The sequence below is a fragment of the Streptomyces sp. NPDC104106 genome (genome assembly GCF_055584345.1).
The window spans coordinates 91,691-115,307 of record NZ_JBVJMF010000012.1; the positions used below are offsets into that span (position 1 = coordinate 91,691).

Here is a 23,617-nt window from a genome sequence, read left to right on the forward strand (position 1 = left end):
TGCATTGAAACTAGTGGCAGGTCAACTAGTTCCGTTGAGAGCGGTTCGGGTAGGCTCCGGCCATGCGCAGCTCCCCTCTCGGTCTCACCGTCCTGTCACTCCTGCACATGCGGCCCTTGCACCCGTACGGCATCCAGCGGCTGATCAAGCAGTGGGGGAAGGACCAGGTCGTCAACGTCAGCCAGCGGGCGAGCCTGTACCGGACCATCGACCGGCTTCTGGACGCGGGACTGATCGCCGTGCGCGAGACGAGCCGGGACCAGCAGTACCCGGAACGCACGGTCTACGAGGTGACCGACGCGGGCCGCGCGGCGACGCGTGAGTGGCTGCGGGAGATGCTGGTCGCCCCGCGCGCCGAGTATCCCGAGTTCCCCGCCGCGCTCTCCTTCACCATGATGCTGCTGCCCGACGAGGTGGCGGCCGACCTGTCCGCACGTGCCGCCCGACTCCGTGCTCAGCTGGCCGAGTTGGAGGCCTCGGCCGAGAGCGCCCGCCGACTGGCGCTGCCCCGGGTCACCACGCTGGAGGACGAGTACCGCCGCGCCCTGCTGACCGCGGAGCTGACCTGGCTCGACGCGGTCGCCTCCGACCTCCGCTCGGGCACCCTCACCTGGGACTTCGAGACACTGTCGGCCCTGGCCCAGGCATCCTCCTGACGCCGGCACCGGCCGATGCGGCTGCTCCGGCGGGCGGAACACGGCGGCAGCCTCCTGGACACGGACGGGTGTGAGCCGTGGGGCGGGCGCCCGCGGACGCGCCGGAGGCACTGGATGACGGTCGGCCGGCGAGCGTCGCGCTTGCCGTACAAGCCGTCCTGAATCAGGGATCCGATCGCCGGGGCGGGCGTGCGACGCTCGGTGTCGAGGCCGCGCCGCCGGGTACGCGCGAGGCGGAGCATCGACGGAACGACATGCGAGGTGGGTGCATGGCAGGAGCCGGACTGGCCGCACCGTTGTGGGATATTCACAACGGCCAGGGACCGCGGCAGCTGGCCGAACTGGCGCTGGCCCTGTTGCTGTCGAGCCTGATCGGCTGGGAGCGCGCTGCCCAGCAGAAGAGCGCCGGTATGCGCACGCACACGCTCGTCGGGATCGCCAGCGCGCTCATGATGGAGGTCTCCCAGCACGGGTTCACGAACGTGCTCGGACTGGACCACGTCTCCTTCGACCCCTCCCGGGTGGCCGCGCAGATCGTGTCCGGGATCGGCTTCATCGGCGGAGGCCTGATCTTCGTACGCCGGGACGCCGTACGGGGCCTGACGACCGCGGCCACCGTGTGGCTCACCTGCGCCGTCGGCATGGCCTGCGGCGGTGGCCTGCCCGTTCTCACGCTGGCGGTGACGGCACTGCACTTCCTGGTCGTACGCGGCTATCCCCGTGTCATGTCCCAGCTGATCCCCGGGACGACGGCCACCGTCTTCGAGGCCCGCCTGGCCTACCGGACCGGCTCGGCGCTGCTGCCGCGTCTGATGCAGACCTGCACCCGGCGCGGGTTCCGGATCGTGCAGGTGAAGGTCGAGCGGCTGCCCGGCCGCACGGACGACGCCGCGCGGGTGCTGCTGGCGCTGGAGGGCACCTCGGACCCCACCCGGCTGGCCTCGGAACTCTTCCAGGACGACGACGTACTCGACGTCGAACTGACCGCGGCGTCGGACGACGACGAATAGCCGCTGCCGCCCGGCTCCCGACGCGCCCCTGCCCGCCGCCGGCCGGCCTTCGGTCCGTCGCGCTCCATCACCGCGCGTACCGCGTGAGGGGCGCCCGCGCGGGTACCCGGTGCCGGCGCGGTCGGTGTGCCCGGCGCGGAGTCGGCGTGCCCGTCGCGGAGGACGAGAAGGGAGAACCCAGATGACGCGTTCAGTCGGTATCGACCTGGGGACGACGAACTCCGTGGTCTCGGTCCTCGAAGGCGGCGAGCCGACCGTGATCACCAACGCGGAGGGGGCCCGGACGACGCCGTCGATCGTGGCGTTCGCGAAGAACGGCGAGGTGCTGGTCGGGGAGGTCGCCAAACGGCAGGCCGTCACGAACGTCGAGCGCACCGCGCGCTCGGTGAAGCGGCACATGGGCGATCACGGCTGGCGCTTCCCCGAGCACGGTGACATCGACGGCAAGCGCTACACCGCGCAGGAGGTCTCCGCCCGCGTGCTGCAGAAGCTGAAGCGGGACGCGGAGGCGCACCTGGGCGAGGACGTCACCGACGCGGTGGTCACGGTCCCCGCCTACTTCGACGACGGCCAGCGGCAGGCGACCAAGGAGGCCGGGGAGATCGCCGGCCTGAACGTGCTGCGGATCGTCAACGAGCCGACGGCCGCGGCACTGGCGTACGGGCTGGACAAGGAGAACGATCAGACGGTCCTCGTCTTCGACCTGGGCGGCGGCACGTTCGACGTCTCCCTGCTGGAGATCGGCGAAGGCGTCATCGAGGTCAAGGCAACCAACGGCGACACCCACCTCGGCGGCGACGACTGGGACCAGCGGATCCTCGACCACCTGGCCACGACCTTCAAGAACAACTACGGCGTCGATCTCACCAAGGACAAGATGGCCGTGCAGCGGCTGCGGGAGGCCGCGGAGCGTGCCAAGGTCGAACTGTCCAGCTCGACGGAGACGACCGTCAACCTCCCCTACGTCACCGCCTCCGCGGAGGGCCCGCTGCACCTGGACGAGAAGCTGACCCGCGCCCAGTTCGAGCAGCTGACGGCGGATCTGCTGGAGCGTTGCAAGGGCCCGTTCCACCACGCGGTCGCGGACGCCGGGATCCAGGTGTCCGACATCGACCACGTGATCCTGGTCGGCGGCTCGACCCGGATGCCGGCGGTGACGAACCTGGTGCGGGAGTTGACGGGCAAGGATCCGCACAAGGGCGTGAACCCGGACGAGGTGGTGGCCGTCGGCGCCTCGCTGCAGGCCGGTGTCCTCAAGGGCGAGGTGAAGGACGTTCTCCTGCTGGACGTCACCCCGTTGTCCCTCGGCATCGAGACCAAGGGCGGCATCATGACCAAGCTGATCGAGCGCAACACCACCATCCCGACCAAGCGCTCCGAGATCTTCACCACCGCCGAGGACAACCAGCCGTCCGTGCAGATCCAGGTCTACCAGGGCGAACGCGAGATCGCCGCCTACAACAAGAAGCTCGGCATGTTCGAGCTGACCGGCATCGCGCCGGCCGCGCGCGGGGTGCCGCAGATCGAGGTCGCCTTCGACATCGACGCCAACGGCATCATGCACGTCTCCGCCAAGGACCTGGGCACCGGCAGGGAGCAGAAGATGACGGTCACCGGCGGCTCGGCCCTGCCCAGGGACGACATCGACCGCATGGTCCGCGAGGCGGAACAGCACGCCGAGGAGGACCGCCGGCGCCGCGAGGCCGCCGAGACCCGCAACCAGGCCGAACAGCTCGTCTACTCCACCGAGAAACTCATCAGGGACAACCCCGACAAGATCCCGGCGGACGCGCGCAGCGAGACCGAGGCGGCGCTCGTGGAGCTGAAGGAGAGGCTGAAGGGCGACGACGACGCCGCCATCCGGCAGGCCATGGACCACGCGGCCGAGGCGGCCCAGAAGATCGGCACGGCGCTGTACGAGAGGTCGCGCACAGAGGGCCAGACGTCCTCCGCCCCGGGCCCGACTTCTGCCGATTCCGCCACCTCCTCGTCCTCCGCCACCTCCTCGCACCAGGCCGCGGACGACGTGGTGGACGCCGAGATCGTCGACGACGACAAACCGGAGGCGGGCTGACGATGGAGAACAGCCGACTGCCGGACCCGGCCACGGCCCAGCTGCGGCGCCTGCTTGAGGAACGCACGGCCGACCTGCAACGGGTGAAGGCCGAGTACGACAACTACCGCAAACGGGTGCGCCGGGACCAGCTGGCCGTGGGCGAGATCGCCGTGGCCAACGTCCTGCGCGCCCTGCTGCCCGTGCTGGACGCCATGGACCGCACCTGCGCGCACGAGCCCATGACGCCGGGATTGACGGACATCGCCGACACCCTCGCGACACAGCTGGGAGCCCTGGGCCTCCAGGCGTTCGGCGAGGTGGGCGATCTCTTCGATCCGGTGTGCCACGAGGCAGTCACCCATCACGTCGCACCGGGTGCGGACCAGCTGATCTGCACGAAGATCCTCCGCGCCGGCTACCGCCTGGGACCGCGGCTGCTGCGGCCGGCCGGTGTGGAGGTCACGGGACCGCCGTCACCCATGGGGAACCCGCTCGGGCGCGAACACGGAGGGCGGCGACACGGCCTGGTGAGCGTCAGCGGCTGCCCGAGCCTGCCACGGGCAGGGCACGACGATCACCGAGGCTGAGCGGACCCGGAAATCCCCGAGCGGGTCCCCGGCTCCAGGGACGGCATGCCGACAGCCGTTCCGCCGGCCGTCCCGGGCACCGGCAGCGGGCGTTCCACGGGCACGGGGAGCGGCTGCCGGCATGGCGTGGACGCGTCCGTGTCGGGGGCGGCCCGGCGCAGCCTCCGCACCATGGCCTCGCCGTCCCGGCCGTCCCTCGCGGCTACGGCGAGCAGGCGGAAGGGAGCGGACGGCGAAAGTTCGACGCAGACGACGGGCCTGCCCGGCCGCACGGCCACGAAGTCCTGCCCGCCCTGGTGCTCCCGGGTGCCGAGGCACAGGACGCCGGGCACGCACACACCACGCCGTTGAACGCCGCGCAGGGCGCGCCACCAGTCCCCTTCGAGCGCCACCCGCCGCACCGCCCTCAGCGGGACCCGCACATCACCGCGGCGCACGGCCGCCCGCTCCCACCAGGCGGTCCGCACGACCAGGTCATCACCGTCGACCAGGAGGCGTGCCATCGTCAGCGCCTTCTCTCGCGCCCGATCCCAAAATATTCGTTCGCAACATCGAATAATGCGGGGGCCGGGGGTTGCGACCCCGAGACCCCCTTCTATCATCCACAGCATCCAGGAATCGATCAGCGTTCGGCATGCCGACAACGGCACGGTCGGCGCCTGAGCGCGCTGGACCGCGAATTCCCACGAGAACCATCCGCCCAGCACTCCCAACTGCCCAGCCGGGACTCGGCGATCACCGACGCCACGACCCTGCGCGGAGTGATGCGCAAGCACATCACCACTGAGATCTACGCTTGGGACGTGGTCAACGAGGCGTTCGCGGACGATGCCAGCGGTGGGCGCCGCGCCTCCGTCTTGGAGAAGACCTGCGGCGACGGCGTGGACATCGCGCAGGCTCCGGCCACCGCGTACGCCGGCACGGTCAAGGCCTGCGTGAGGGGGGCGCGCGCTGCACCGCATCAGCGTGCGGGGCATCCGAGACAGCGACTCCTGTTGCAGCGCCAAGAGTCCGCTGCCGATCGACGCCGCCGGCAACAAGAAGCCGGCCGACGGTGGGTGATCTGCGACAACGGGCACCTCCGCCGATCCCAGACGACGGTCGGCCAGTTCCCGAACGGCTTCAGCAGCGCCCTCATCGCCTCCCAGGACCCCAACTCTGCTCACCCGGACCGACTCCACCTGCCGACCCGCGCCGGCGGCTACTCCCCGCCCGGGAGACGGCCGCCGGGGGCCGGGCGGTCGCGCACGGGTACGGAGGGCGCGTCCGGGCGCGGGTCGGCGCGTCCGGCGGGCACGAGGCCCGCCTCCCGGTCGGTGTCCCGGCCCCGGCCGGGCGCCGCCCCGCTTTCCCGATGCCGGTGCACAGCGCCCGAACTGCGGGCCTCCGCGGCGAGCAGGACGAACCAGGCGGCGACGCTGACGAGGTGGATCCGCTGGGCGATGCCCTGGCCACCGGGGTACCCCAGGTAGGGGCCGACGGTGGCGATCGCGGACGCCATCGACACCGGCATGACGTACGGCGCCCACCGGCCGGCGACCGACCCCGCGCGGCCCGGGCCGCCTCGGCGCGCCGCCAGGCCGAACAGCGCCATGGACAGGAACAGGGTGAACTCCACCAGGCCGCTGGTGGCGGTGTGCTGGATGTTGTCGGGCGGGCAGCCGTGCTCCACCGACGGCGCGCATCCCATCGGCAGCAGCACGTCGAGGACGGAGCATCCGCCGAGCAGCGCGACGGCGCTCCAGCCGGCCCGCGCCGGGCCCCGCGGTATCGAGCAGGCTGCCAGGACCGCGGAGGCGACCAGCACGACGGCGCAAGCCAGCTCGACGATGCCGAACAGCAGCCGGTGCGGCTGATCCGCGGCGAAGGTCTCACTGACGTAGGAGTCGGTCTGCGACAGGCCGGTGGTCACGAAGAACTGCAGCAACCAGTCGTTGTAGAGGACGGCGGCGACGCACAGGAGCACCGACGCGGCCGTCGAAGCCGCGCCTCGCGCCGGACCTCGTGTCAAGTGATCCAATTCAGCCGAGCCCGCACCGGTGCCGTTGCCGTCCGAAAAGCCATGCGGTGATCACCGTACGCGACGTCGTACGACGGATGACGGACCGCAACGAGCATGATTGAGGTTCACGGTCGATGGGTCCCCCGGAACAGGAGAAGAATGCAGTCCTTGTCGCGTCACGAGGTGCCGGATGCCGCTGAGCTTCCCGCGCGGCTGCGGCACGTCAACTGGATCGGCGGGGGGAGCGGCGCGGGAAAGTCGACGGTCGCCCGCCGGCTCGCCGCCCGCCACGGATGGCGCCTTTACGCGACCGACGACGTCATGCGGGAGCACGCCGGGCGGCTCACGCCCGAGGAAGCCCCCTTTCTGCACAGGTTCCTGGCCATGGGCATGGACGAGCGGTGAGTGGACCGGTCTCCGGAGATCATGCTGGAGACCTTCCACTGGTTCCGGGGCGAGGGTTTCGGTCTGATCGTCGAGGACCTTCTGCGCATGCCGCGGGAGCCGTGTGTCGTCGAGGGCTTCCGGTTGCTGCCCCACCTCGTGAAACCTCTGCTCGCCGCTCCCGAGCACGCCCTCTGGCTCCTGCCCACGCCCCATTTCCGCCGGGCAGCCCTGCGGAGCCGGTCCTCCGCGGGGGTGGAGTTCCTGGCGAAGACCAGCGATCCGGTGACGGCCGGCCGCAACCTCGCCGCACGCGACCACATGTTCACCGAGCGCCTCCAGCAGGAGACCGAGCGCCTGCGCCTGCGCACCGTCCACGTCGACACGACGATGACCGAAGACGCTCTCGATGAGCAGGTGACCAGGGCGTTCGGCCGCTGAACCCCGAGGGGCACGACTGACGCCCGGTGCCATGGCCCTGGCGCCGGCCATGCGACCCGGGTCCAGCACGGCCCACCCCCGGTCGACCTGGTCGACGCGCGCCGACGGCTACAGCCGGGAACTCCCGCGCGCCCTCGCCCGCTTGTCCAGCGTCGGGCCCGAACACCACCGCAGAGCCGTCGGCGTAGGGTCGCGCCATGAGTACCCTCTCGGCCCGGGCCATCAGCACCGCGCGACTGGACCTGTTGCCCCTGCGCGTCCAGGACGCGCAGGAGATGGCGGAGGTGCTGTCCGACCCGGCCCTGCACACCTTCATCGGCGGCAGGCCGGACACCCCGCAGGCGCTGCGCGCCCGTTACCGGCGTCTGACCGCGGGCTCCGGCGATCCGGCCGTCTCCTGGCTGAACTGGGTCATCAGGCTCCGCGAGGAATCCTGTCTCACGGGCACCGTGCAGGCGACGGTCGGTCCCTCGGGCCAGGGCCCGCGTGCCGAGATCGCCTGGGTGGTGGGGACCCCGTGGCAGGGCCGCGGCATCGCCTCCGAAGCGGCCCGTGGACTCGTCGACTGGCTCGGCCGGCAACCGGTGCGCACCGTCGTCGCACACATCCACCCCGAGCACCGGGCATCCGCGGCCGTCGCCACGGCCGCCGGGCTCCGTCCCACCGACATCCTCCACGACGGCGAGATCCGATGGCACCGGCCCATCGGACGATGACACCATCGCGCCGTCGGGCCGTGTGACGCCCGGGTGTTGGGGCACATGCTGTGATCCGCCGGACATGGACGGGCGGCGCAGCGACCTGGTGGAGAGGCGGCGCGCACTCGTGGCCGAGCGACGACAGGGGACGGAAGGCGGGGGCCGCGACCACCGTATGGCGGGTGACGGCGGAGCGTACGGCGGCGCGAAGGTCGGCCCTGGCACGCACGCGAGTCCGGGACCGTGCGCGTCGTGTGGGTTCCCCAGCAGCGCGACTGGGAAACGGCCGCGTCACGGCCGTCGTCCCAGCCCCGCAGGCAGCCCTCGACCTGTATCAGCGCACCAGCGGCAGGGACTTCAGGTCGCTGTGCGGCATCGCGCCGTCCGGCAAGCGCGCGGCCGAGTCAACGGCACGCCGCTCCCGGCACGGCCCCAGGACGATGAGCAGTTCGCCCTCGCTCCCGAGGACACGTGGCATCCGGTCCTGCGGGCGCACGGACTGCCCGCCGGCCGGCCGGGGGACGACCGCATCGGCACCAAGCCGTGGCTGCGACGCGACCTCGGTGCGGATCAGAGCGACCGGCCCCGGCCCGGCCCCGGCGCCTGCGGCAGGACGGCCAGCGTGCCAGGAGGGAAGCGCCGGAAGCAACGCCTGTCGGACGACTCAGGAAGGGATGATTCCCGGCCGGAACGGCTCGACGCCGACGATGTGCCGGACCCGCTCCGCCTCGACCAGGACGTGCACCCGCTGCTCGCCCTCGATCAGCCAGGGGTATCCGTCCAGACCGAGGTACTTGCGAGCCAGCCGGTCCATGCCGCGCTCGGCCTCGTCCCCCTCCACGAAGCGCACCACACGCCCGGAGATCTGCACCCGGTCGTAGGGGTTCTCGCTGTCGGCGTGCGAGAGGTAGACCCGGGCGTCGTGGCGGAGGTTCTCCTCCTTGATCCGGCCGACCGAGGTGTTGAAGACGATCAGGCCGTCCTCGAGGTGGACCCACATCGGCGTGACGTGCGGAGCCCCGTCCGGGGTCACCGTGGCCACGTACCAGAAGTTCGGCTCCGTCAGCCGCTTGCGCACCTGCTCGTTCAACTCCGCCGCCATGGCAGGGCCCTCCCGATCTTGATCATCTCTTGCAGGGGCCACTCTGCCACAGGGCCCTGGTGACGCCCCGTCAGCCCCAGACCGTCCCCCGTCCCTCCTCCGACCCGCCTCCCTCCGGGGGCGTTTCCCGCCACAGGCCGACGGCGCGTGGGTGGCCCTCGACGGTTCGGCGAGCGCCGAAGGGTCCCGCCATTAGCGTTCCACGTGCTGCGCGGGAGGTGCCCGCGCCGGTGACACCGGAGGCCACCCCATGCCGGACAGGGACCTGATACAGCGGCTCGCCGAGCGGTTCCGCGAGGTCAACGGCGACCACCCGATGACCGCGGCCGACGACGCCTACGTCAGCGCGCAGTTCGCCGACCTGGAGCGCCTGTGCGCGGTCCACGGCCGCGATGCCGACGAGGTCCGCCGGCTGATGCTGGACGGGTGTCTGCCGCTTCCGGGATATCTGCGCTCCGACGGCGCCGAGATGGTGCCGGCCGATCTGTTCGCGCTCGCCGAGGAGGCGGGTGGCGTGGACCTGCTCGAAGCGTGGTTCACCGCTCACTGGGACGACCCCATCACCGCGAAGGCGGAGTGGAACGCCTATCTCAGCGGACAGTACGTGTGCCTGCACTCGGTGACGCCGGCCACCATCCGGCGCAAGGACCACCTGACGGCCGCGATCGGTGCCGCGGCGCAGGAGCCGGATGCCGGTGCGCCGTGCTGGGCGGAGCGACTGCATGCCCTGATCGACGAACTCGACGCTTTGGAACCGGAGTTCACCGCCTACGACCGTCTCCGCTTCGGCGGGCCGACGTCCCGGGACACCTGTGTCACCGCGATGCGCGTCCGCTTCCCGCGCCGCCCATGACCCGGGCGAAGCCGTCGTAGCACCGAGCGCCGCCGCCACCCGCCCGCCGTGCCGGGCCGGAAGGGCCCCCTCGCCTCCCCGGAACGCGTCCCAGCCACCCTCCCACGGACCGGCGCGCGGCTCCTCCCGCCGCCCGACACCGCGCCGGGAGGCAGGCGGCCCGCGTGGGCCGGTGGGTCCAGTCGGACCGCGCCCGCCACCCCCACCGAGATGAACGGCAGGGCCGCGCCCGCGCGAGCGAGGAGACGATCTCCCCGGGCTCGGCGGCCGGGCCGGGCACAGGCATCGCGTCGGCGTGCCCGACCGGGCCCGCTCGTCACGGCGACGATCCCCCCACGGCCCGCCCGGACACACGGCCGGCGAGCGACACCGCCACCGGATGCGCCGGCCCCTTCGACCGGCGCACGCCGCGGGGCCATGGTGTGGCCGCCCGCTCGAAGCCGGCGGCAGGACCACCCCATGGCCGCGGCTCGGCCGCGCGTGCGACCGGGGCACGCCGTCCCCGCTCACCGGACGTAGCTCACCGGAAGTAGATGAGAATGCGGCCGGTGTTGCCCGGGTCGACCTCGCGCCGGATGTACAGCCTCCTGATGTGCTTCTGGTCCAAGAAAGCCAGCACGCGCGCCCTGAGCCGCCCGGCCCCCTTGCCCGGGATGATCTCCGCGACGGGCTCGCCGGCATGGTTGGCCCGGAAGAGGAACTGCCGCATGGCCAGTTCGATGTCGCGGTTGTTCCGGAAGATCGGGTGCAGATCGAGCGACATCATGGAGAGCCTCCTGGTGCTGCGGCCGTGTGCCGGCCGCGGGGCGGGCCACCCTCGCGGCCCACAGGAAGCCTCCCATGCGCGACCTCGGTCCGGCCCTTCCCGGTGCGGGAAGCAGGACCCCGGCCCGACGGGGGAACCGGTGATCACTGGCCGGACTCCTGCGCCGGGTCGAGCGTCTCCTGTTCCGGCTGGGACTCCGGTGCCGGTGGGAACAGCAGATCCTCGTATGCGTCCAAGGCGAACACGACGAGCATGACCATCACCGGCACAAGCAGGGCCACCACGATCATGACGCCTCCCGGCACAACAGTGGTCACGGGATGGGCAACGGATCCGTGTCCAGCTTGCCCCGAACGGGCGAACACGGCATACCGGACCGGCGTGGGCGTGAGCCGTTCGAGTGACATCCGCAGGCGGTGAGGGTCTTGTTTACGGAGCGCGGCACTGGGCACGCGGGAGGTACCCCGAAGACGGATGAACCGTTGATCGTTCAAGGAGGTGCATTCGCCATGGCGGCTGGTGAGAAGGCCAAGGCGAAGGCCGAGCAGGCCAAGGGCAAGCTCAAGCGGGCTGCGGCACGGGCCGTCGGCGACGACCCGAAGGCCGCCGAGGGACACGCGGAAAAGTCCAAGGGCGATGCACGGCAGGCCAAGGAAAAGATGAAGGACATGTTCAAGCGCTGACTCCTGGCGCTGCTCATGCACGTTGGGCCTTCCCCCTCACCGAGGAGGAGGGCCCTTCCTTCGACCGAAGTCGCGGGCGGGATCGTCTTTCGGGTGCCCGCCACCGCCACGCGAGCAACTTTCGGCGATGCGGTCCGGACGCCCGGCCGATGGAGCGCGCACAGGTCCGGGGCGAGGATCGGGTGCATGAAGAAGGCGCTGGAAGTGACCGGGTTCATCGCTCTCGTGCAGGGAGTGCTGGGCTTGGTGCAGGAGTACACCCACTGGCACGTCGGCATGGTGCGACGGCTGCCGTTCCTCCACGGCTACGAGGCCGTCGCGAGCCTCCTCCTGATCGTGCTCGCCTGTGCGCTCTTCGCCGCCGCAGAGCGATTCCGGCATTGATCATACGTTTTTGAACGGTTTTTAAGTACTCAGATCCCCTGAATGATTCTGTTCGAATCTGTCATCTGTTTCGGCTGCTAGATCGCTGGACCGCCACCGCATACGCCCGGTGGCCCTGGCGGGCGGCATCGGCACAGCCGGTACGGCACATGCGGCGGGGCCGACCACCGGTGGGACGAGGGTGGAGGGGCTGACGGTCGAGCACCGCAGGGATCCCCTGGGCGTCGACGCGGCCCGGCCGCGGTTCGGCTGACGCATGGTCTCCTCGGTCCGCGGTCGCCGGCAGAGCGGGTACCGGCTCCTGGTGGCCACCAACGCCGGGCGACTGCGCGGTGGCCGGGCCGATGTGTGGGACAGCGGCCGGATCGCCTCGGCCGACTCGGTCGCCGTACGGTACGCGGGCCGGGCGCTGCGGCCGTCGACCCGCTACTTCTGGACGGTCCTGGTGCGGGACGAGGACGGGCGGGCGATTGCCGGGGCCCCGGCGGCCTCCTTCGAGACCGGCCTGCTGAGCACCGACGGTACGGCCGGCTGGGACGGCGCCCGCCGGATCACCATGGCCGGAAAGAAGCCGAACACCCCGGGCGCCCCCCTGCTGCGCCGGGAGGCCCCGTTGCGGGGCGGGTGCGCGCGGCGCGGCTGTACGTGTCGGCGCTCGGGGTGTACGAGGTGTACGTCGACGGCGGGCGGGTGGCCGTACCGGTCGGTGGGTCCACCGGCGGCGCCACCGAGGAGCTGCTCACACGGGGGTGGACGAACTACGACACGACCGTCAGCTACTTCACCTACGACGTGACCGCACTGCTCGCGGCCGACCGCAGCGTCACGCTCGCCGCCGTCCTCGGCAACGGCTGATACAACGGCCGCGTCTCCAGGGGAGCGCCTACTACGCGCAGGACGCCAATCCGCTCGCCCTGACGGCCAGGCTCCTGCTCCGCTACGCGGACGGCTCGACGCAGAGTCTGGTGACCGCGCCGGGCGCGGGCTGGAAGGCCACCGACACCGGTCCGTACCGCGCCGAGGACATCTACGACGGCCAGTCCTACGACGCCCGCGAGGAGCTGCCCGGCTGGACGGCGCACGGCTACGACGACTCGCGGTGGGCGGACGTCGCCGAGCATCCGTACGCGACCCGCTTCCCCGGCGCCAGGCTGGTCGCCTACCCCGGCGAGAGCGCCCGGCTGGCACCCGAGCGGGACCGCAGGCCGCACTCCGTCACGGTCTGCACCGGCGTCGCGGGCCAGGACGGCAGCCCCGACGGCAAGGGGCACATCGTCGTCGACGCCTCGCGCACGGTCACCCGCCCCCGCCAGCGCCGCCACCGCGTCCGTGACCCTCGCCGAGGGCGACACCGCCGTCTTCGGCCTGGGCGAGAACATGGTCGGCGTGCCCCGCTACTCCCTGCGCGGGCCGGCCGGTGCCCAGGTCACCTTCGGCTTCGGCGAGATACTCAATGACGCGGGCAAGGCCGCCGACGGCCCGCAGGGCTCGGTCTACCGCGCCAATCTCCGCGGCGCGCGGGCCACCAGCACGTACACCCTCAAGGGCGACCCGCACGGCGAGACCCACCAGGACTCGCTCACCTTCTACGGCTTCCGGTACGCCTCCGTCACCGTCACCGGCGGCCCGGTCACCGTCACCGGCCTGACGGGCAGGGTCGCCACCTCCGCCCTCCGGCGGATCGGGTCGGTCACGACCGACGACTCCACGGTCAACCAGCTGATCAGCAACGTCCATTGGGGCCAGCGCGGCAACTACCTGTGGATCCCCACCGACTGTCCGCTGCGCGACGAGCGCCTCGGCTGGACCGGCGACACCCAGCTGTTCTCGCAGAGGGGGTCTGTACAACGTCGACGCCGTCGCCTTCCTGAGCCACTTCGAGGACATCCTCGTCGACTCGCAGCAGACCTACGGCGCCGACCACGCCCAGTTCACCCATGTCGCACCGGGCAACCGAGGTCCGGCGACACTACCGTCGTCGAGCGCGCCTGGGCGGCGATGACGGCGTGCATGGACTGGATCCGGGGGCGCACCGGGGACAGTTCCAGCGTTTGCGGACGGTCGTCGCGCCGTTGCCGACGGAGCACAGCCAGGACGGCGTGGCGTTCTGGTGGAGCAGCTTGTAGGCGGGGTCGGCGCGGCCCTCGTCGGTGAGGACGGGAGCGAGCACGTTGACGCCGAGGAAGCCGACGGAGAGGGTGTCCTCGGCGTACCCCACCCGGGTGCTGTCGAGCATGGCCGGTGTCGCCAAGGACCCGGCCAGCCCATGCTGTTCGTGAACTGACTCCCGGCGCGTCGCGCCGGCGGTCCCACTCGCCGAGCAGGGGTGTGAACCAGGCGTCGAAGGCGGCAGGCACCGGTCAGGGCGGGCATCCGCTCATGCCCGCCCGCCGTCGGAGCGCCTGCGGTGGAGGGTGAAGGTCTCGAACACGGACAGCTCGCCGTGCGGCTTGTTGACGTTGTAGTACGTCACGTGCATCCGGGTGGTGTCCCCGGCGTGCCGGCCGGGATCCACGGTGAACGCCGCGAAGCCATAGGGGTGCTCGACGTCCCGGACCCCCATCCAGACGGCCTCCTCCTTGGCGTAGGTGGCAGTGCGCTTGCCGTTCGCGCCGGCGGTCCCGGACACCGCGGTGATCACCTTCGCGGTGCCGTCGGTGAAGAACTTCTGGTTCGTGGTCCCAAAGACCCCTCCGCCGCCGAGGACCATGTGCACCGTACCCAGTCCGGTGTCGATGGAGTCGGTGTCCTGGGAGGCGGGGCGGGGTGTGAGCGTCTCGCTGCCCGTGACGACACCGCGGACCGCCAGCGAACGCTCGTAGTTGTGTTCGTGGCCGCACAGGACCAGGTCCACGCCGTACCTGTCGAACAGGGGGCCGTACTTCTGGCGCAGGCCCAGGTCGGCGCCATTGGCGTCGGTGGAGCTGATCATGACCTGATGCATGGCGACGACCACCCAGTCGACGTCGCGGGAGGCTCGCGCCGCCTTCAGCTCCTTTTCCAGGAAGGCGAGCTGGCGTCCGCCGGAGTAGCCGCTGATGTAGAGGTCGCCGCCGTCCTGGAGGCAGTTGTCGTCGTTCTGCAGGACGATCACCCGTACCGAACCGACCGTGAAGGCGTACCACAGGCCGGCCAGTTCGGCGTCGGTCTCGGTGGAGGGGAGGGAGAAGTAGGTCTGGTAGGCGCCGAGGCCGAGCGGGCCGTTGGCCTTCTCGATCTCGTGGTTGCCGGCGGCCGGCATCCAGGGGCGGAAGCGTGCCGAACGGGTGTTGTTGGCGAAGAAGTTGTTCCAGGTGCGCACCCGGTCGACGTCGAGGTTGGCGTAGCACAGATCGCCGTTGAGGAGGTGGAACAGCGGGGCGACCTGCTCGATGCCGGTGACGATGTCCTTGGTGGCGGGCGTCGAGTTCGCGTCGAGGGCCACCGTGCCGTCGGCCGCCCAGGTCACCTGCGGAGCGGACTGGTCGCCGAAGCTGGTGAAGGTGAACGGCTGCCGCCCGCGCGGCGCCGTGCGGAACATACCGCTGTCGGGCGTCGTCCCCTCGTGGGTGGCGAGGTAGACGTAGTCGGTGCCGGGGGCGAGCCGGTGCAGCGAGGCGTGGTGGACGTAGACGGTGCGGCGGGACGTGCCGTCCACGTAGCTGACCGTCCGGGCCGCGGCGCTGGAGCCGAACCCGTGCTCCAGCGTGCCGTAGTGCACCACGGGTCTGGTCACCGGTCGGTCGGTGATCCAGGACACGGTCATCTGCGTACGCGGGTCCGCCCCGAACGTCAGGTGGAGCCCCTGGACCGGAGGCGCTCCGGACGCGTCAGCGGTGCGGTGCAGAGCCGGGGCGGTGAGCGGGGCGGCCTGTGCCGTGCCCGCTCCCAGCAGCGGGGTGACGGCCGCGCCGGCCCCGGCGGTGCCGATCAGGCCCAGCGCGTGCCGGCGGCTGACCGCCTCGGAGGCCTCCTGGGTTCCGTCCGTCGTTCCGGCCTGTGTGCTCATGGAGCCCTCCCTGGCGCGCAGTCGAGCTGACGACCACCGCACCCTGCCGCCCCTCGGCGGCGCCCGGGTGAACACCGCATGGCCACCTGGTCATGCCGCGACGGGTGACGGGAGCGCACGGGGCGGCGGGACGGGCGGCGCCGGTCGGGCCGACCCGTGGATTGGGTAAGGGAATATAGGCCAACACTCACCTTCGTTCTTGAATGAGGCATCGGCCCTCCCCGTACTCACAGGTGCGACACAAGGCGAAGTCAGCGGCGACCAGCGCCAGTTGACGGCCCTTCAGGAAAGGATGACCATCATGTCCTTCGCCAAGATCACCCTGGCCAAGAAGGCCAAGAAGAAGGAATCCGGTGCCGCCGCCAAGGCCAAGCACCACAAGAAGCACCACCGCAAGCACAAGAAGGCCGCCGCCAAGTAGCAGGCATCGCGGAACGCGACCACGCAGGCGGACGTGCCGGGGTCCGGGCGTGCGGAACAGCCGCGCGCCGGATCCCGGCACGCCGTCGGACCGGGCAGTGCCCAGGAAGTGTCGGCCATGCACACCGTGCCCACCGCAGCACCCCTCACCGTGCCCGTCACCGGCTCCGGGACGGCAGCCGCGGCCGGCGCCCCAGCGCCCTCGCGGATGCGTCACGCCCGCATCTCCCCGCTGGCCGCGTTCCGCACGTTCTGGCCGCTGGTCAGCGTCAACCGTGCGGTCGTCCTGGTGTCGGCCCTGCTGCTGGTGGTGTCCGCCGGGTGCGACGCGGCCGCGATCGGCATCGTCGGTGTCCTCACCGACGACGTGCTCACCCCCGGGGACCTCGCCGCCTTCTGGGGTCCCGCCGCACTGTGGCTGGGGCTCGCCGTGGCCGGCGCGGTCGCCTCGGCGGCGGGCGGCTATCTCGCCGGCTGGACCAGTGAGCACTTCCTGCTCGGCCTGCGCGACCGGGTCTTCCAGCATCTGCAACAGGTGCCGCCGGACACCCTGGACCGCTTCGGCACCGGCGATCTGGTCTCCCGGCTGACGGGAGACATCGAGGCGGTGGAGTCTCTGGTGGCCTCCGCGCCCGTCGAGCTGATCACGTCCGCCGCCGGTGCGGTGGTGTTCGCGGTGGCGGCCCTGTGGACGAGCTGGCAACTGACCCTGATCACCTTGGCGGCCGCCCCGCTGATCTGGTTCGGCGCGCGGTGGTTCGGCACCCTGATGCGCTCCGCCACGCGCGCCGAACGCGACAGCAACGGCCGCCTGGCGTCGCTGCTGGAGGAGAGCCTTGCCAACATGCCCCTGGTGCAGGCCTATGGCCGACAGCAGGCCGAGCGCGGCAAGGTGCACCGCGAGGGACGCGGTTGGATGCGCGCAGGGCTGCGGCAGATCAGGCTGTCGTCGGTGTACGGACCGATGGGCGAACTGGTCGAGACGCTCAGCGTGCTGGCCGTGATCGGGGCCGGTGCCTGGCAGATCTCCGAGCACCATCTGAGCGTCGGCGGCCTGCTCTCCTTCGCCGCCTTCCTCGGCTATCTCCACCCCAAGCTCCAGGAACTGGGCGAGCTGGTCGTCAGCGCCTCCTCCGCGACCGCCGCCTGCGAGCGCCTCATCGAGGTGCTGCGCACGGGCACGGTCCGCGACAGCGCCCCGGAGCCGGGCGTGCCGCCGCTCGCCGAACCGGTGCGCGGCGCGGTCACCTTCGAGGACGTCGGCTTCTCCTACCCCGGCAGCGGCCGCCCCGTGCTGAACGGGGTGCGCCTCGACATCGCCCCGGGCCTGCTCGTCGCGGTCACGGGGCCCAGCGGCACCGGCAAGTCCACCCTCGGCAAGCTGCTGCTGCGCTTCCACGAGCCGTCCCGGGGCCGGATCCTGCTCGACGGCCGGGACATCGCCGAACTGCCCCTCGACGAGGTGCGCAGGCACATCACCCTGCTCCCGCAGGACAGCATGCTCTTCGACGGCACGGTCCGGGAGAACATCGGCTACGGCCGTCCCGACGCCACCGACGCGGACCTGCTCGCCGCAGCCGTCGCGGCCGACGCGCATGACTTCGTCAGCGCTCTGCCCGACGGTTACGACAGCCGCGTCGGCAAACGCGGCAACAACCTCTCCGGCGGGCAGCGCCGCAGGATCGCGCTCGCCCGGGCCATGCTCCGCACCGCGCCCGTCCTCATCCTCGACGAGCCCACGGCCGGGCTCGACGACGACTCCACGGCCCGCGTCATGGCGCCCCTGCGCCGCCTCACCGCCGGCCGCACGACCTTCCTCATCACCCACGACCTGCGCCTGGCCGCCCAGGCCGACCTGATCGTCCACCTCAGCGACGGCACCGCGGTCGTCACGACTCCCGGCGGGGTGCCGCGTCCGGATGTGGAGCCGGAGCCCGAGGCCGCCTGAGGACGGACCGCACCGGCCCCGCACCCGGACGGCGCGCGGGGCGCAGTCCCTCCTTGATCCATGAAGGAGCCATCCTTCTCCCAACAGCCGACAACGTCGGCGCAACGTACGGGTGTGGGCGGTCACAGCTTGGCCAACCCCTTTCCGCACGTTGGCCGCATGTTCACCATTCACCCCTGATGTGCTCGTCTGTCCTGGGCAGAGAGTGATGGGCGGCCGGCCCCCTCCGGGGCCGACCGCGCCTACGGAACTCCGCTCTCACTCAAGAAGGGGCATCCATGCCCGAGTTGACACGCCGTAGACTCCTCGGGTCAGCCGCCGCGCTGGGCGGCACCGCGGCCCTCTCCCTCCTCCCCCCGAGCGTCCAGAAGGCCGTCGCCGCCGGTTCTCCCCGGCGCGGTTCCCTGCGCGACATCGAACACGTCGTCATGCTGATGCAGGAGAACCGCTCCTTCGACCACTACTTCGGCACCCTCTCGGGCGTCCGCGGCTTCGACGACCCGCACGCCCTGAGGCTGAGCACCGGACGCAGCGTCTTCCACCAGCCCGACGCCAGGAACCCGAAGGGCTACCTGCTGCCCTTCCACCTCGACACCCACAAGTCCAGCGCCCAGGCCATCCCGTCCACCAGCCACGCCTGGTCCGTGCAGCACGAGGCGTGGAACCACGGGAAGATGGACCGGTGGCTGCCCGCCCACCGCAAGGCCGACGGCGTCAACGGCCCCTATGTGATGGGGTACTACACCCGCGAGGACATCCCGTTCCAGTTCGCGCTCGCCGAGACGTTCACCATCTGCGACAACTACTTCTGCTCGGTGTTCGGTCCCACCTGGCCCAACCGGCTGATGTGGATGACGGGGTCGATCGACCCGGGCGGAACCCACGGCGGCCCGGTCATCAGCAACGATGCGCCGACGCCGTACCGCTGGACGACGTACGCCGAACGACTGCAGGCGGCCGGTGTCAGCTGGAAGGTGTACCAGCAGGACGACAACTACGGCTGCAACATGCTGGAGCAGTTCGCCGCCTTCAAGCATGCGAAACCCGGCTCCGCCCTGTACGAGCGCGGCGTACGCCGGCAGCCCGCGGGCACCTTCGAGGACGACGCCCGCAACGACCGTCTGCCGGCGGTGTCGTGGATCATTCCAACCGGCTACCAGTCGGAGCACCCCGACTTCCTCCCGGCGGCCGGCGCCGACTTCGTCGCCTCGAAGATCGAGGCGATCGCGTCGAATCCGAAGGTGTGGCGCAAGACCGCGTTCATCCTCAACTACGACGAGAACGACGGCCTGTTCGACCATGTGGCCCCGCCGACCGCACCACCGGGGACCCCGCACGAGTACGTCGGGGGGCTGCCGATCGGCGCCGGCTTCCGCGTCCCGGCCATCGTCATCTCGCCCTGGACGGTGGGCGGCTGGGTCGCCTCAGAGGCGTTCGACCACACGTCCGCCCTGCAGTTCCTGGAGCGGTTCACCGGGGTGGCGGAGCCGAACATCAGCGGCTGGCGGCGTGCCGCCTTCGGTGACCTCACCACGGCGTTCCGCTTCCGTGCCGCCCGCGCCCGCCCGCCCCGGCTCCCCCACGACACCGCCCGGCAACTGGAGCAGGCCAGGAAAGAGGTGGCCACGCTGCCGAAGCCGAAGCTGCCCGGAGCGGCCCAGTCCGTCCCCCGTCAGGAGAAGGGCCACCGACCGCACGTGTGAGAGCGGCCGGAAGCCGCTCAGCTCCCGCCGTGGCGCTTCCAACGAGCCCAGCGCTGGAAGCGCGTGGGCGGCTGGGTGCTCGCCGCGCGCTCTTCCGGAGGCGGCACCCGGGGCGACGCGTCGTCCGCGGCGGGTGAAGCGGAGGGCGTCGGCGGGCTGTCCTCGGGCGGGCTCAGTCCCTCCAGGGAGTACCGGGTGGTGGCGATGCTGTCCACGATCTGCCGCTCGGTGAACTCCTCCGAACCGGGCACATGAGAGACGTAGCCGACGAGCACACCGTCGCTGACGATCTCCGCGTCCAGCCCCGACGCGCCGTCGACGTCCCACAGCGCCTCGACGTTGTCGTCCAGGACGACCCTGACACCGAACTCGTAGACGCCCGCCTCGACGACATGGGCCATCACGTCGCGCGCCCGCAAGGCCGCCACGACGCGCCGCGCGCGGTCCTCATCCATGACGGGCGATCCCTTCGCGGTGGAGTCCGGGAGGCGTCCGGCCTGCCCATGACCTCCACGCTACTGCGCCCCGCATTCTCCGGCCGCCGCACGGTGGCCCGCCCGCCACGCCGCCCGGCTCACGCCGCGGGCGGCACGGGGGTCACCAGGGCACCGGGGTGCCGTCCCAGGAGAAGAAGCCACCGGTCGGTCCGTCGTCCGGCAGCAGGGCCAGCCGGACGGCGCCGCGGGCGCCCTCCTCCGGGTCGCCGCCACGGACCCGCGCCCGGGCAGTGAGATCGGTGGCGCGGGCGCCGGGGGCGAGCGCGTTGACCTTGAAGGGCTCGCCCAGCGTCTGGGCGTAGAAGACGGTCAGCGCGTTGAGCGCGGCCTTGGAGGAGCGGTAGGCGGCGCCGGATCCGTTACCGGGGGTGAACTGGGGGTTGGGGCCGGTGCTCCAGGTCAGGGAGCCGGTGCCGCTGGAGACGTTCACGACGCGGGGCCGCGCCGAGCGGCGCAGGGCGGGCAGGAGGGCGTTGGTGACGGCGACGACGCCGAAGACGTTCGTCTCGTAGGTCCGGCGGAAGTCCGCCAGGGTGGCCTCGGCGGGCGGGTCGAGGGGTTCGGCGACGCCGGCGTTGTTGACCAGCACGTCCAGGCACTCGACGCGGGCCGCGGCGCGTGCGATGCCGTCCACGTCGGTGACGTCGAGGACCAGTGGGCGGGCGCCGCCGCCGATCCCTGCCGCCGCGGCCTCCCCGCGTCCGGCGTCGCGGGATCCGACGTACACGGTGAAGCCCTCGGCGGCGAGCAGGCGGGCGATGTGGTGGCCGATGCCCTTGTTGGCACCGGTGACGAGTGCTGTGCGATCGTTCATGTCAGCCACGGTTCCCCGGCCGGCGCCGCCTTGCCAGGGACCACCTGTACCAGACAGGAGGAGGAGGCCACGGCATGGCGAGGCAGGAACTGGCCCGCTTCCTGCGGGAACGCCGGGCGGGGCTGAGCGCGCGGAACGTCGGGCTGCCGGAGGGCGCCCCGCGCCGGACGCCGGGGCTGCGCCGGGAGGAGGTCGCGGAGTTGGCGCACATGTCGGTCGACTACTACGTCCGGCTCGAACAGGCCCGTGGGCCCCGCCCCTCCCCGCGCGTGCTGGACGCCCTCGCCGGCGCGCTGCGGCTCGATCCGGCCGAACGCAGTCATCTGTTCCGGCTGGCCGGCACGGTCGCGCCGCCCGCCGCGCGGCCCGTGCGGGAGGTGCGTCCGCAGGTGGCGCGGATGCTCGGACGGCTCCAGGGAACCGCGGCGGTCGTCACCGACGCCACCTACGAGGTGATCGCCTGCAATCCGGCGGCCCGGTCCCTGCTCGGCTACGACCCGGCGAAGCACCGGACCAACCTGGCCCGGCGGTGCTTCCTCGGTGAAGGGCGGACGTACGAGACGTCCGGGGCCCGGGAGTTCGGGCCGATCGCGGTGGCACGGCTGCGCCGGGCCGCGGAACGCTACCCCCGGGATGCCCAACTCTCCGATCTGTTGGCGGAGTTGAGTGACAGGAGCGAGGAGTTCCGCACCATCTGGCAGGCCCATCCGGTGCACGCGCCGGGACACCGCGCCAAGACCCTGGACCATCCGGAACTGGGCAGGCTCCGGCTGAACTGCGATGTGCTGCTCGTACCCGAGGACGACCAGGAGGTGGTCCTGATCACGGCCGACCCCGGTTCGCCCTCCGCCCGCGCGCTTCAGTCCCTGTCGCTCACCGCCGCTTCCGCCCCCGGGGAGCCGGGATGCTGACGGAGGCCGGCGGGGGGACGTTCGACGAACGGGTACACCGGCGGTAAGTCCCTGGCGGGGCGCCGGGGAGAGGCGGAGACTCCGGTCATGACCGACGGGGACGGGAGCGTGCCGGGCGTCGCGACGGGGCGAACGTTGCCTGCCCGGGCACCCGGTCTTCCCCTCACCGGGCTGTGCGACCAGGCGCACCGCTTCTACGCCCGTGCCGTGGACCGCGCCGGTGCGGCACAGGAGGCGTTCCACGTCTGCGCCGCGGATCTGGAGGACGAGCCGATCCGGGCGCTCGGCGTGGCACGGGTGACGGAACCGGTCCGGGCGGAGGGCGAGCTGCGCGCCCTGCGGACCTTCCTGCACCAGCCCGCACAGCAGGGCAGGGCCCCGCACCAGCAGGTGCGGCGCTTCCTCGGTTCGAAGAGGGGGGCGGAAGGTCCGCTACGGCCGCGTCCTGGTCGAGGCGCTGGACCCCGACCGCGTGCCCGCCTCACTCGACGGCCTGCTCACCGGCCTCTGAACACCGCCGACGGGCCTTCCCCACCCGGTCCTGCCGCACGCTGCCGCGGCCGCGTGGGCGAACAGCGGTCGGGCGCACCGCGGTCGGGCGACGTACCGGGCGGTGCGCGCCGGCCGTCACGGGGCGTCGCCGGCCCAGTCGAAGTGGCGTGGGTCGCCGGGCCGCGGTTGGTATATCGCCCGTCCGCCGGCGCCGAACCGGCCCAGTTCGGTGGGGAGAGCGACGCCTGCGCCCGTCTCGTGCCGCGCCCGTTCGGTGATGTCGAGCAGCAGCCCGTCCAGCGGGCCGCCGACCAGTTCCGCGTAGCGCTGTCCGGGCCGCGGGCCCGGGTCGTCGTGGTCCCGGCCGTAGACCCGGCCGCGCAGCAGCTGCTCATCGTCCCTGTCCATACCGCCCAGCCTCTCAGCCGCCACTGACAACGGGGGTGCCGAGGGGGCCGGCCTCGCCCGCGTGCTCCGTGACCCGCCGCGCCCGAGCCGGAGGGCTGCGCGGACAGGAACACCGGTGTCACCGGGACCGGGCAGGCGGACCAGTGCGCCGTCGCGTTCCAGGGGACGCGCGGGCTTGCGCGACTCCCCGTGTTCCAAGGGGCCTTGAGCGAGGCGACGGCAGGGAGCGGGTACGGCCCGATCGGTCCGGTCAGGACGGCGGCCCGGTCAGGTCGGGGCGAGCCCCTCGCGCAGGCAGACGACCGTCTCGCCCAGGGCTGCGGCGTGCAGGGCCCTGAGGGTCGCGGCGTGGGCGGGGCTCATCAGCCGGTCCAGGCCGTCGAGGTCGGCGAAGGTGTGATCGTCGTGCTCGTGACTCAGCCGGATGAGGGTGCCTTCCGCGAGGATCCCGCCGTGGAAGTAGCAGTCCAGGACCGGCCCCGTACCTCCGACGTCGGCACGGTGGTCGATGCCGATGAGCTTCGGCACGACGCCCAGTTCGACGCCAGTCTCCTCGCGCATCTCGCGGCGGGCCGCCGTCCAGGGGTCCTCACCGTGGTCCAGCATCCCGCCGGGGAGCCACCAGTTCCCGGCACCCGGCTCGCCCGGACCGTAGCGGAGCAGGAGGATGCGGCCCGCACCGTCACGCACGAGAACGCACGAGGCGATGAGCGCCTGGGGCTGGGTCCTGATCCACTCCTCGCGCGGCAGCCAGATACACGACGACCGGGGCGCACGCCTCACCGAACGGCTGCTGTGGACCCGGGTCAGCTCC

Annotated in this window: 25 protein-coding genes and 3 pseudogenes; 16 read left to right on the forward strand and 12 right to left on the reverse strand. The window is 71.8% G+C overall.

The window, feature by feature from the left end; translation table 11 throughout:
- Positions 1-62: 62 nt before the first annotated feature.
- From ACZ60X_RS26670 to grpE, 4 genes are all read left to right on the forward strand, one after another.
- Complete coding sequence (locus ACZ60X_RS26670) at positions 63-656, forward strand: PadR family transcriptional regulator (protein WP_469603309.1); 594 nt, start codon at positions 63-65, stop codon at positions 654-656.
- Positions 657-925: 269 nt separating this feature from the next.
- Complete coding sequence (locus tag ACZ60X_RS26675) at positions 926-1,666, forward strand: MgtC/SapB family protein (protein WP_469603312.1); 741 nt, start codon at positions 926-928, stop codon at positions 1,664-1,666.
- A 181-nt stretch (positions 1,667-1,847) separates the two neighbouring features.
- The gene (dnaK, locus tag ACZ60X_RS26680) at positions 1,848-3,740 is read left to right on the forward strand and encodes a molecular chaperone DnaK (RefSeq protein ID WP_469603315.1); all 1,893 of its coding nucleotides are present in this window, start codon (positions 1,848-1,850) and stop codon (positions 3,738-3,740) included.
- 2 nt (positions 3,741-3,742) lie between these two features.
- On the forward strand, positions 3,743-4,309 hold the full coding sequence (grpE, locus tag ACZ60X_RS26685; RefSeq protein ID WP_469603318.1) for a nucleotide exchange factor GrpE: 567 nt from the start codon (positions 3,743-3,745) through the stop codon (positions 4,307-4,309).
- Here grpE and ACZ60X_RS26690 read toward each other — a convergent pair.
- Complete coding sequence (locus tag ACZ60X_RS26690; protein WP_469603321.1) at positions 4,297-4,812, reverse strand: hypothetical protein; 516 nt, start codon at positions 4,810-4,812, stop codon at positions 4,297-4,299. The genes grpE and ACZ60X_RS26690 overlap by 13 nt on opposite strands.
- 261 nt (positions 4,813-5,073) lie before the next feature.
- On the opposite strand from ACZ60X_RS26690, the pseudogene ACZ60X_RS26695 reads away from it, so the two are divergent.
- Positions 5,074-5,163 (forward strand): annotated as a pseudogene (locus ACZ60X_RS26695) (endo-1,4-beta-xylanase); the annotation flags it as partial.
- 347 nt (positions 5,164-5,510) lie between these two features.
- On the opposite strand, the gene ACZ60X_RS26700 reads toward ACZ60X_RS26695, so the two are convergent.
- Positions 5,511-6,275 (reverse strand): DUF998 domain-containing protein, encoded by a 765-nt coding sequence (locus tag ACZ60X_RS26700; RefSeq protein WP_469603649.1) that lies wholly within the window; start codon positions 6,273-6,275, stop codon positions 5,511-5,513.
- A 204-nt stretch (positions 6,276-6,479) separates the two neighbouring features.
- Between ACZ60X_RS26700 and ACZ60X_RS26705 the strand changes: the two genes are divergently transcribed.
- From ACZ60X_RS26705 to ACZ60X_RS26715, 3 genes are all read left to right on the forward strand, one after another.
- Positions 6,480-6,716, forward strand: coding sequence for an AAA family ATPase (locus tag ACZ60X_RS26705; RefSeq protein ID WP_469603324.1), 237 nt, complete (start codon positions 6,480-6,482; stop codon positions 6,714-6,716).
- Entirely contained in the window at positions 6,717-7,136 is a 420-nt protein-coding gene (locus ACZ60X_RS26710; RefSeq protein ID WP_469603327.1) for a hypothetical protein, read from the forward strand.
- Positions 7,137-7,333: 197 nt separating this feature from the next.
- Entirely contained in the window at positions 7,334-7,852 is a 519-nt protein-coding gene (locus ACZ60X_RS26715) for a GNAT family N-acetyltransferase (RefSeq protein WP_469603330.1), read from the forward strand.
- 316 nt (positions 7,853-8,168) lie between these two features.
- Here ACZ60X_RS26715 and ACZ60X_RS26720 read toward each other — a convergent pair whose 3' ends face one another.
- Positions 8,169-8,312 carry a hypothetical protein gene (locus ACZ60X_RS26720; protein WP_469603332.1) on the reverse strand — a complete coding sequence of 48 codons (144 nt, stop codon included), beginning with the start codon at positions 8,310-8,312 and terminating at the stop codon, positions 8,169-8,171.
- 186 nt (positions 8,313-8,498) lie between these two features.
- Positions 8,499-8,936 carry a TIGR03618 family F420-dependent PPOX class oxidoreductase gene (locus ACZ60X_RS26725; RefSeq protein WP_469603334.1) on the reverse strand — a complete coding sequence of 146 codons (438 nt, stop codon included), beginning with the start codon at positions 8,934-8,936 and terminating at the stop codon, positions 8,499-8,501.
- 250 nt (positions 8,937-9,186) lie between these two features.
- Between ACZ60X_RS26725 and ACZ60X_RS26730 the strand changes: the two genes are divergently transcribed.
- Positions 9,187-9,789 carry a DUF6058 family natural product biosynthesis protein gene (locus tag ACZ60X_RS26730; RefSeq protein ID WP_469603337.1) on the forward strand — a complete coding sequence of 201 codons (603 nt, stop codon included), beginning with the start codon at positions 9,187-9,189 and terminating at the stop codon, positions 9,787-9,789.
- A 520-nt stretch (positions 9,790-10,309) separates the two neighbouring features.
- Here ACZ60X_RS26730 and ACZ60X_RS26735 read toward each other — a convergent pair.
- Positions 10,310-10,555, reverse strand: coding sequence for a Smr/MutS family protein (locus tag ACZ60X_RS26735; protein ID WP_469603339.1), 246 nt, complete (start codon positions 10,553-10,555; stop codon positions 10,310-10,312).
- 143 nt (positions 10,556-10,698) lie between these two features.
- A complete protein-coding gene (locus ACZ60X_RS26740) occupies positions 10,699-10,872 on the reverse strand; it encodes a hypothetical protein (protein ID WP_469603342.1) in 174 nt (57 codons plus the stop codon).
- Positions 10,873-11,064: 192 nt separating this feature from the next.
- On the opposite strand from ACZ60X_RS26740, the gene ACZ60X_RS26745 reads away from it, so the two are divergent.
- The 3 genes and pseudogenes from ACZ60X_RS26745 to ACZ60X_RS26755 form a co-directional block, all read left to right on the forward strand.
- On the forward strand, positions 11,065-11,238 hold the full coding sequence (locus ACZ60X_RS26745; RefSeq protein WP_469603344.1) for a CsbD family protein: 174 nt from the start codon (positions 11,065-11,067) through the stop codon (positions 11,236-11,238).
- A gap of 186 nt (positions 11,239-11,424) precedes the next feature.
- On the forward strand, positions 11,425-11,622 hold the full coding sequence (locus ACZ60X_RS26750; protein WP_469603347.1) for a hypothetical protein: 198 nt from the start codon (positions 11,425-11,427) through the stop codon (positions 11,620-11,622).
- A 115-nt stretch (positions 11,623-11,737) separates the two neighbouring features.
- A pseudogene (locus tag ACZ60X_RS26755) lies at positions 11,738-13,665 on the forward strand (family 78 glycoside hydrolase catalytic domain); the annotation flags it as partial.
- On the opposite strand, the gene ACZ60X_RS26760 reads toward ACZ60X_RS26755, so the two are convergent.
- Positions 13,592-13,858, reverse strand: coding sequence for an alpha-L-rhamnosidase-related protein (locus tag ACZ60X_RS26760; protein WP_469603652.1), 267 nt, complete (start codon positions 13,856-13,858; stop codon positions 13,592-13,594). The pseudogene ACZ60X_RS26755 and the gene ACZ60X_RS26760 sit on opposite strands and share 74 nt — an antisense overlap.
- 141 nt (positions 13,859-13,999) lie before the next feature.
- On the reverse strand, positions 14,000-15,610 hold the full coding sequence (locus ACZ60X_RS26765; protein WP_469603350.1) for a purple acid phosphatase family protein: 1,611 nt from the start codon (positions 15,608-15,610) through the stop codon (positions 14,000-14,002).
- 538 nt (positions 15,611-16,148) lie between these two features.
- Between ACZ60X_RS26765 and ACZ60X_RS26770 the strand changes: the two genes are divergently transcribed.
- A complete protein-coding gene (locus ACZ60X_RS26770) occupies positions 16,149-17,978 on the forward strand; it encodes an ABC transporter ATP-binding protein (protein WP_469603353.1) in 1,830 nt (609 codons plus the stop codon).
- 278 nt (positions 17,979-18,256) lie between these two features.
- Positions 18,257-19,681 carry an alkaline phosphatase family protein gene (locus ACZ60X_RS26775; protein ID WP_469603356.1) on the forward strand — a complete coding sequence of 475 codons (1,425 nt, stop codon included), beginning with the start codon at positions 18,257-18,259 and terminating at the stop codon, positions 19,679-19,681.
- A gap of 17 nt (positions 19,682-19,698) precedes the next feature.
- On the opposite strand, the gene ACZ60X_RS26780 is transcribed toward ACZ60X_RS26775, so the two are convergent.
- Together ACZ60X_RS26780 and ACZ60X_RS26785 are read right to left on the reverse strand one after the other, a co-directional pair.
- Positions 19,699-20,136, reverse strand: coding sequence for a hypothetical protein (locus tag ACZ60X_RS26780; protein WP_469603359.1), 438 nt, complete (start codon positions 20,134-20,136; stop codon positions 19,699-19,701).
- A 142-nt stretch (positions 20,137-20,278) separates the two neighbouring features.
- Positions 20,279-20,992: an SDR family NAD(P)-dependent oxidoreductase gene (locus ACZ60X_RS26785; RefSeq protein ID WP_469603362.1), complete on the reverse strand. Its 714-nt coding sequence runs from the start codon at positions 20,990-20,992 to the stop codon at positions 20,279-20,281.
- 74 nt (positions 20,993-21,066) lie between these two features.
- Between ACZ60X_RS26785 and ACZ60X_RS26790 the strand changes: the two genes are divergently transcribed.
- Together ACZ60X_RS26790 and ACZ60X_RS26795 are read left to right on the forward strand one after the other, a co-directional pair.
- Entirely contained in the window at positions 21,067-21,903 is an 837-nt protein-coding gene (locus ACZ60X_RS26790; protein ID WP_469603366.1) for a helix-turn-helix transcriptional regulator, read from the forward strand.
- A 153-nt stretch (positions 21,904-22,056) separates the two neighbouring features.
- A pseudogene (locus ACZ60X_RS26795) lies at positions 22,057-22,414 on the forward strand (hypothetical protein); the annotation flags it as partial.
- A 116-nt stretch (positions 22,415-22,530) separates the two neighbouring features.
- On the opposite strand, the gene ACZ60X_RS26800 reads toward ACZ60X_RS26795, so the two are convergent.
- Positions 22,531-22,803, reverse strand: coding sequence for a hypothetical protein (locus ACZ60X_RS26800; protein ID WP_469603369.1), 273 nt, complete (start codon positions 22,801-22,803; stop codon positions 22,531-22,533).
- A gap of 267 nt (positions 22,804-23,070) precedes the next feature.
- The gene (locus ACZ60X_RS26805) at positions 23,071-23,586 is read right to left on the reverse strand and encodes an NUDIX hydrolase (RefSeq protein ID WP_469603372.1); all 516 of its coding nucleotides are present in this window, start codon (positions 23,584-23,586) and stop codon (positions 23,071-23,073) included.
- Between the last annotated feature and the right edge of the window lie 31 nt (positions 23,587-23,617).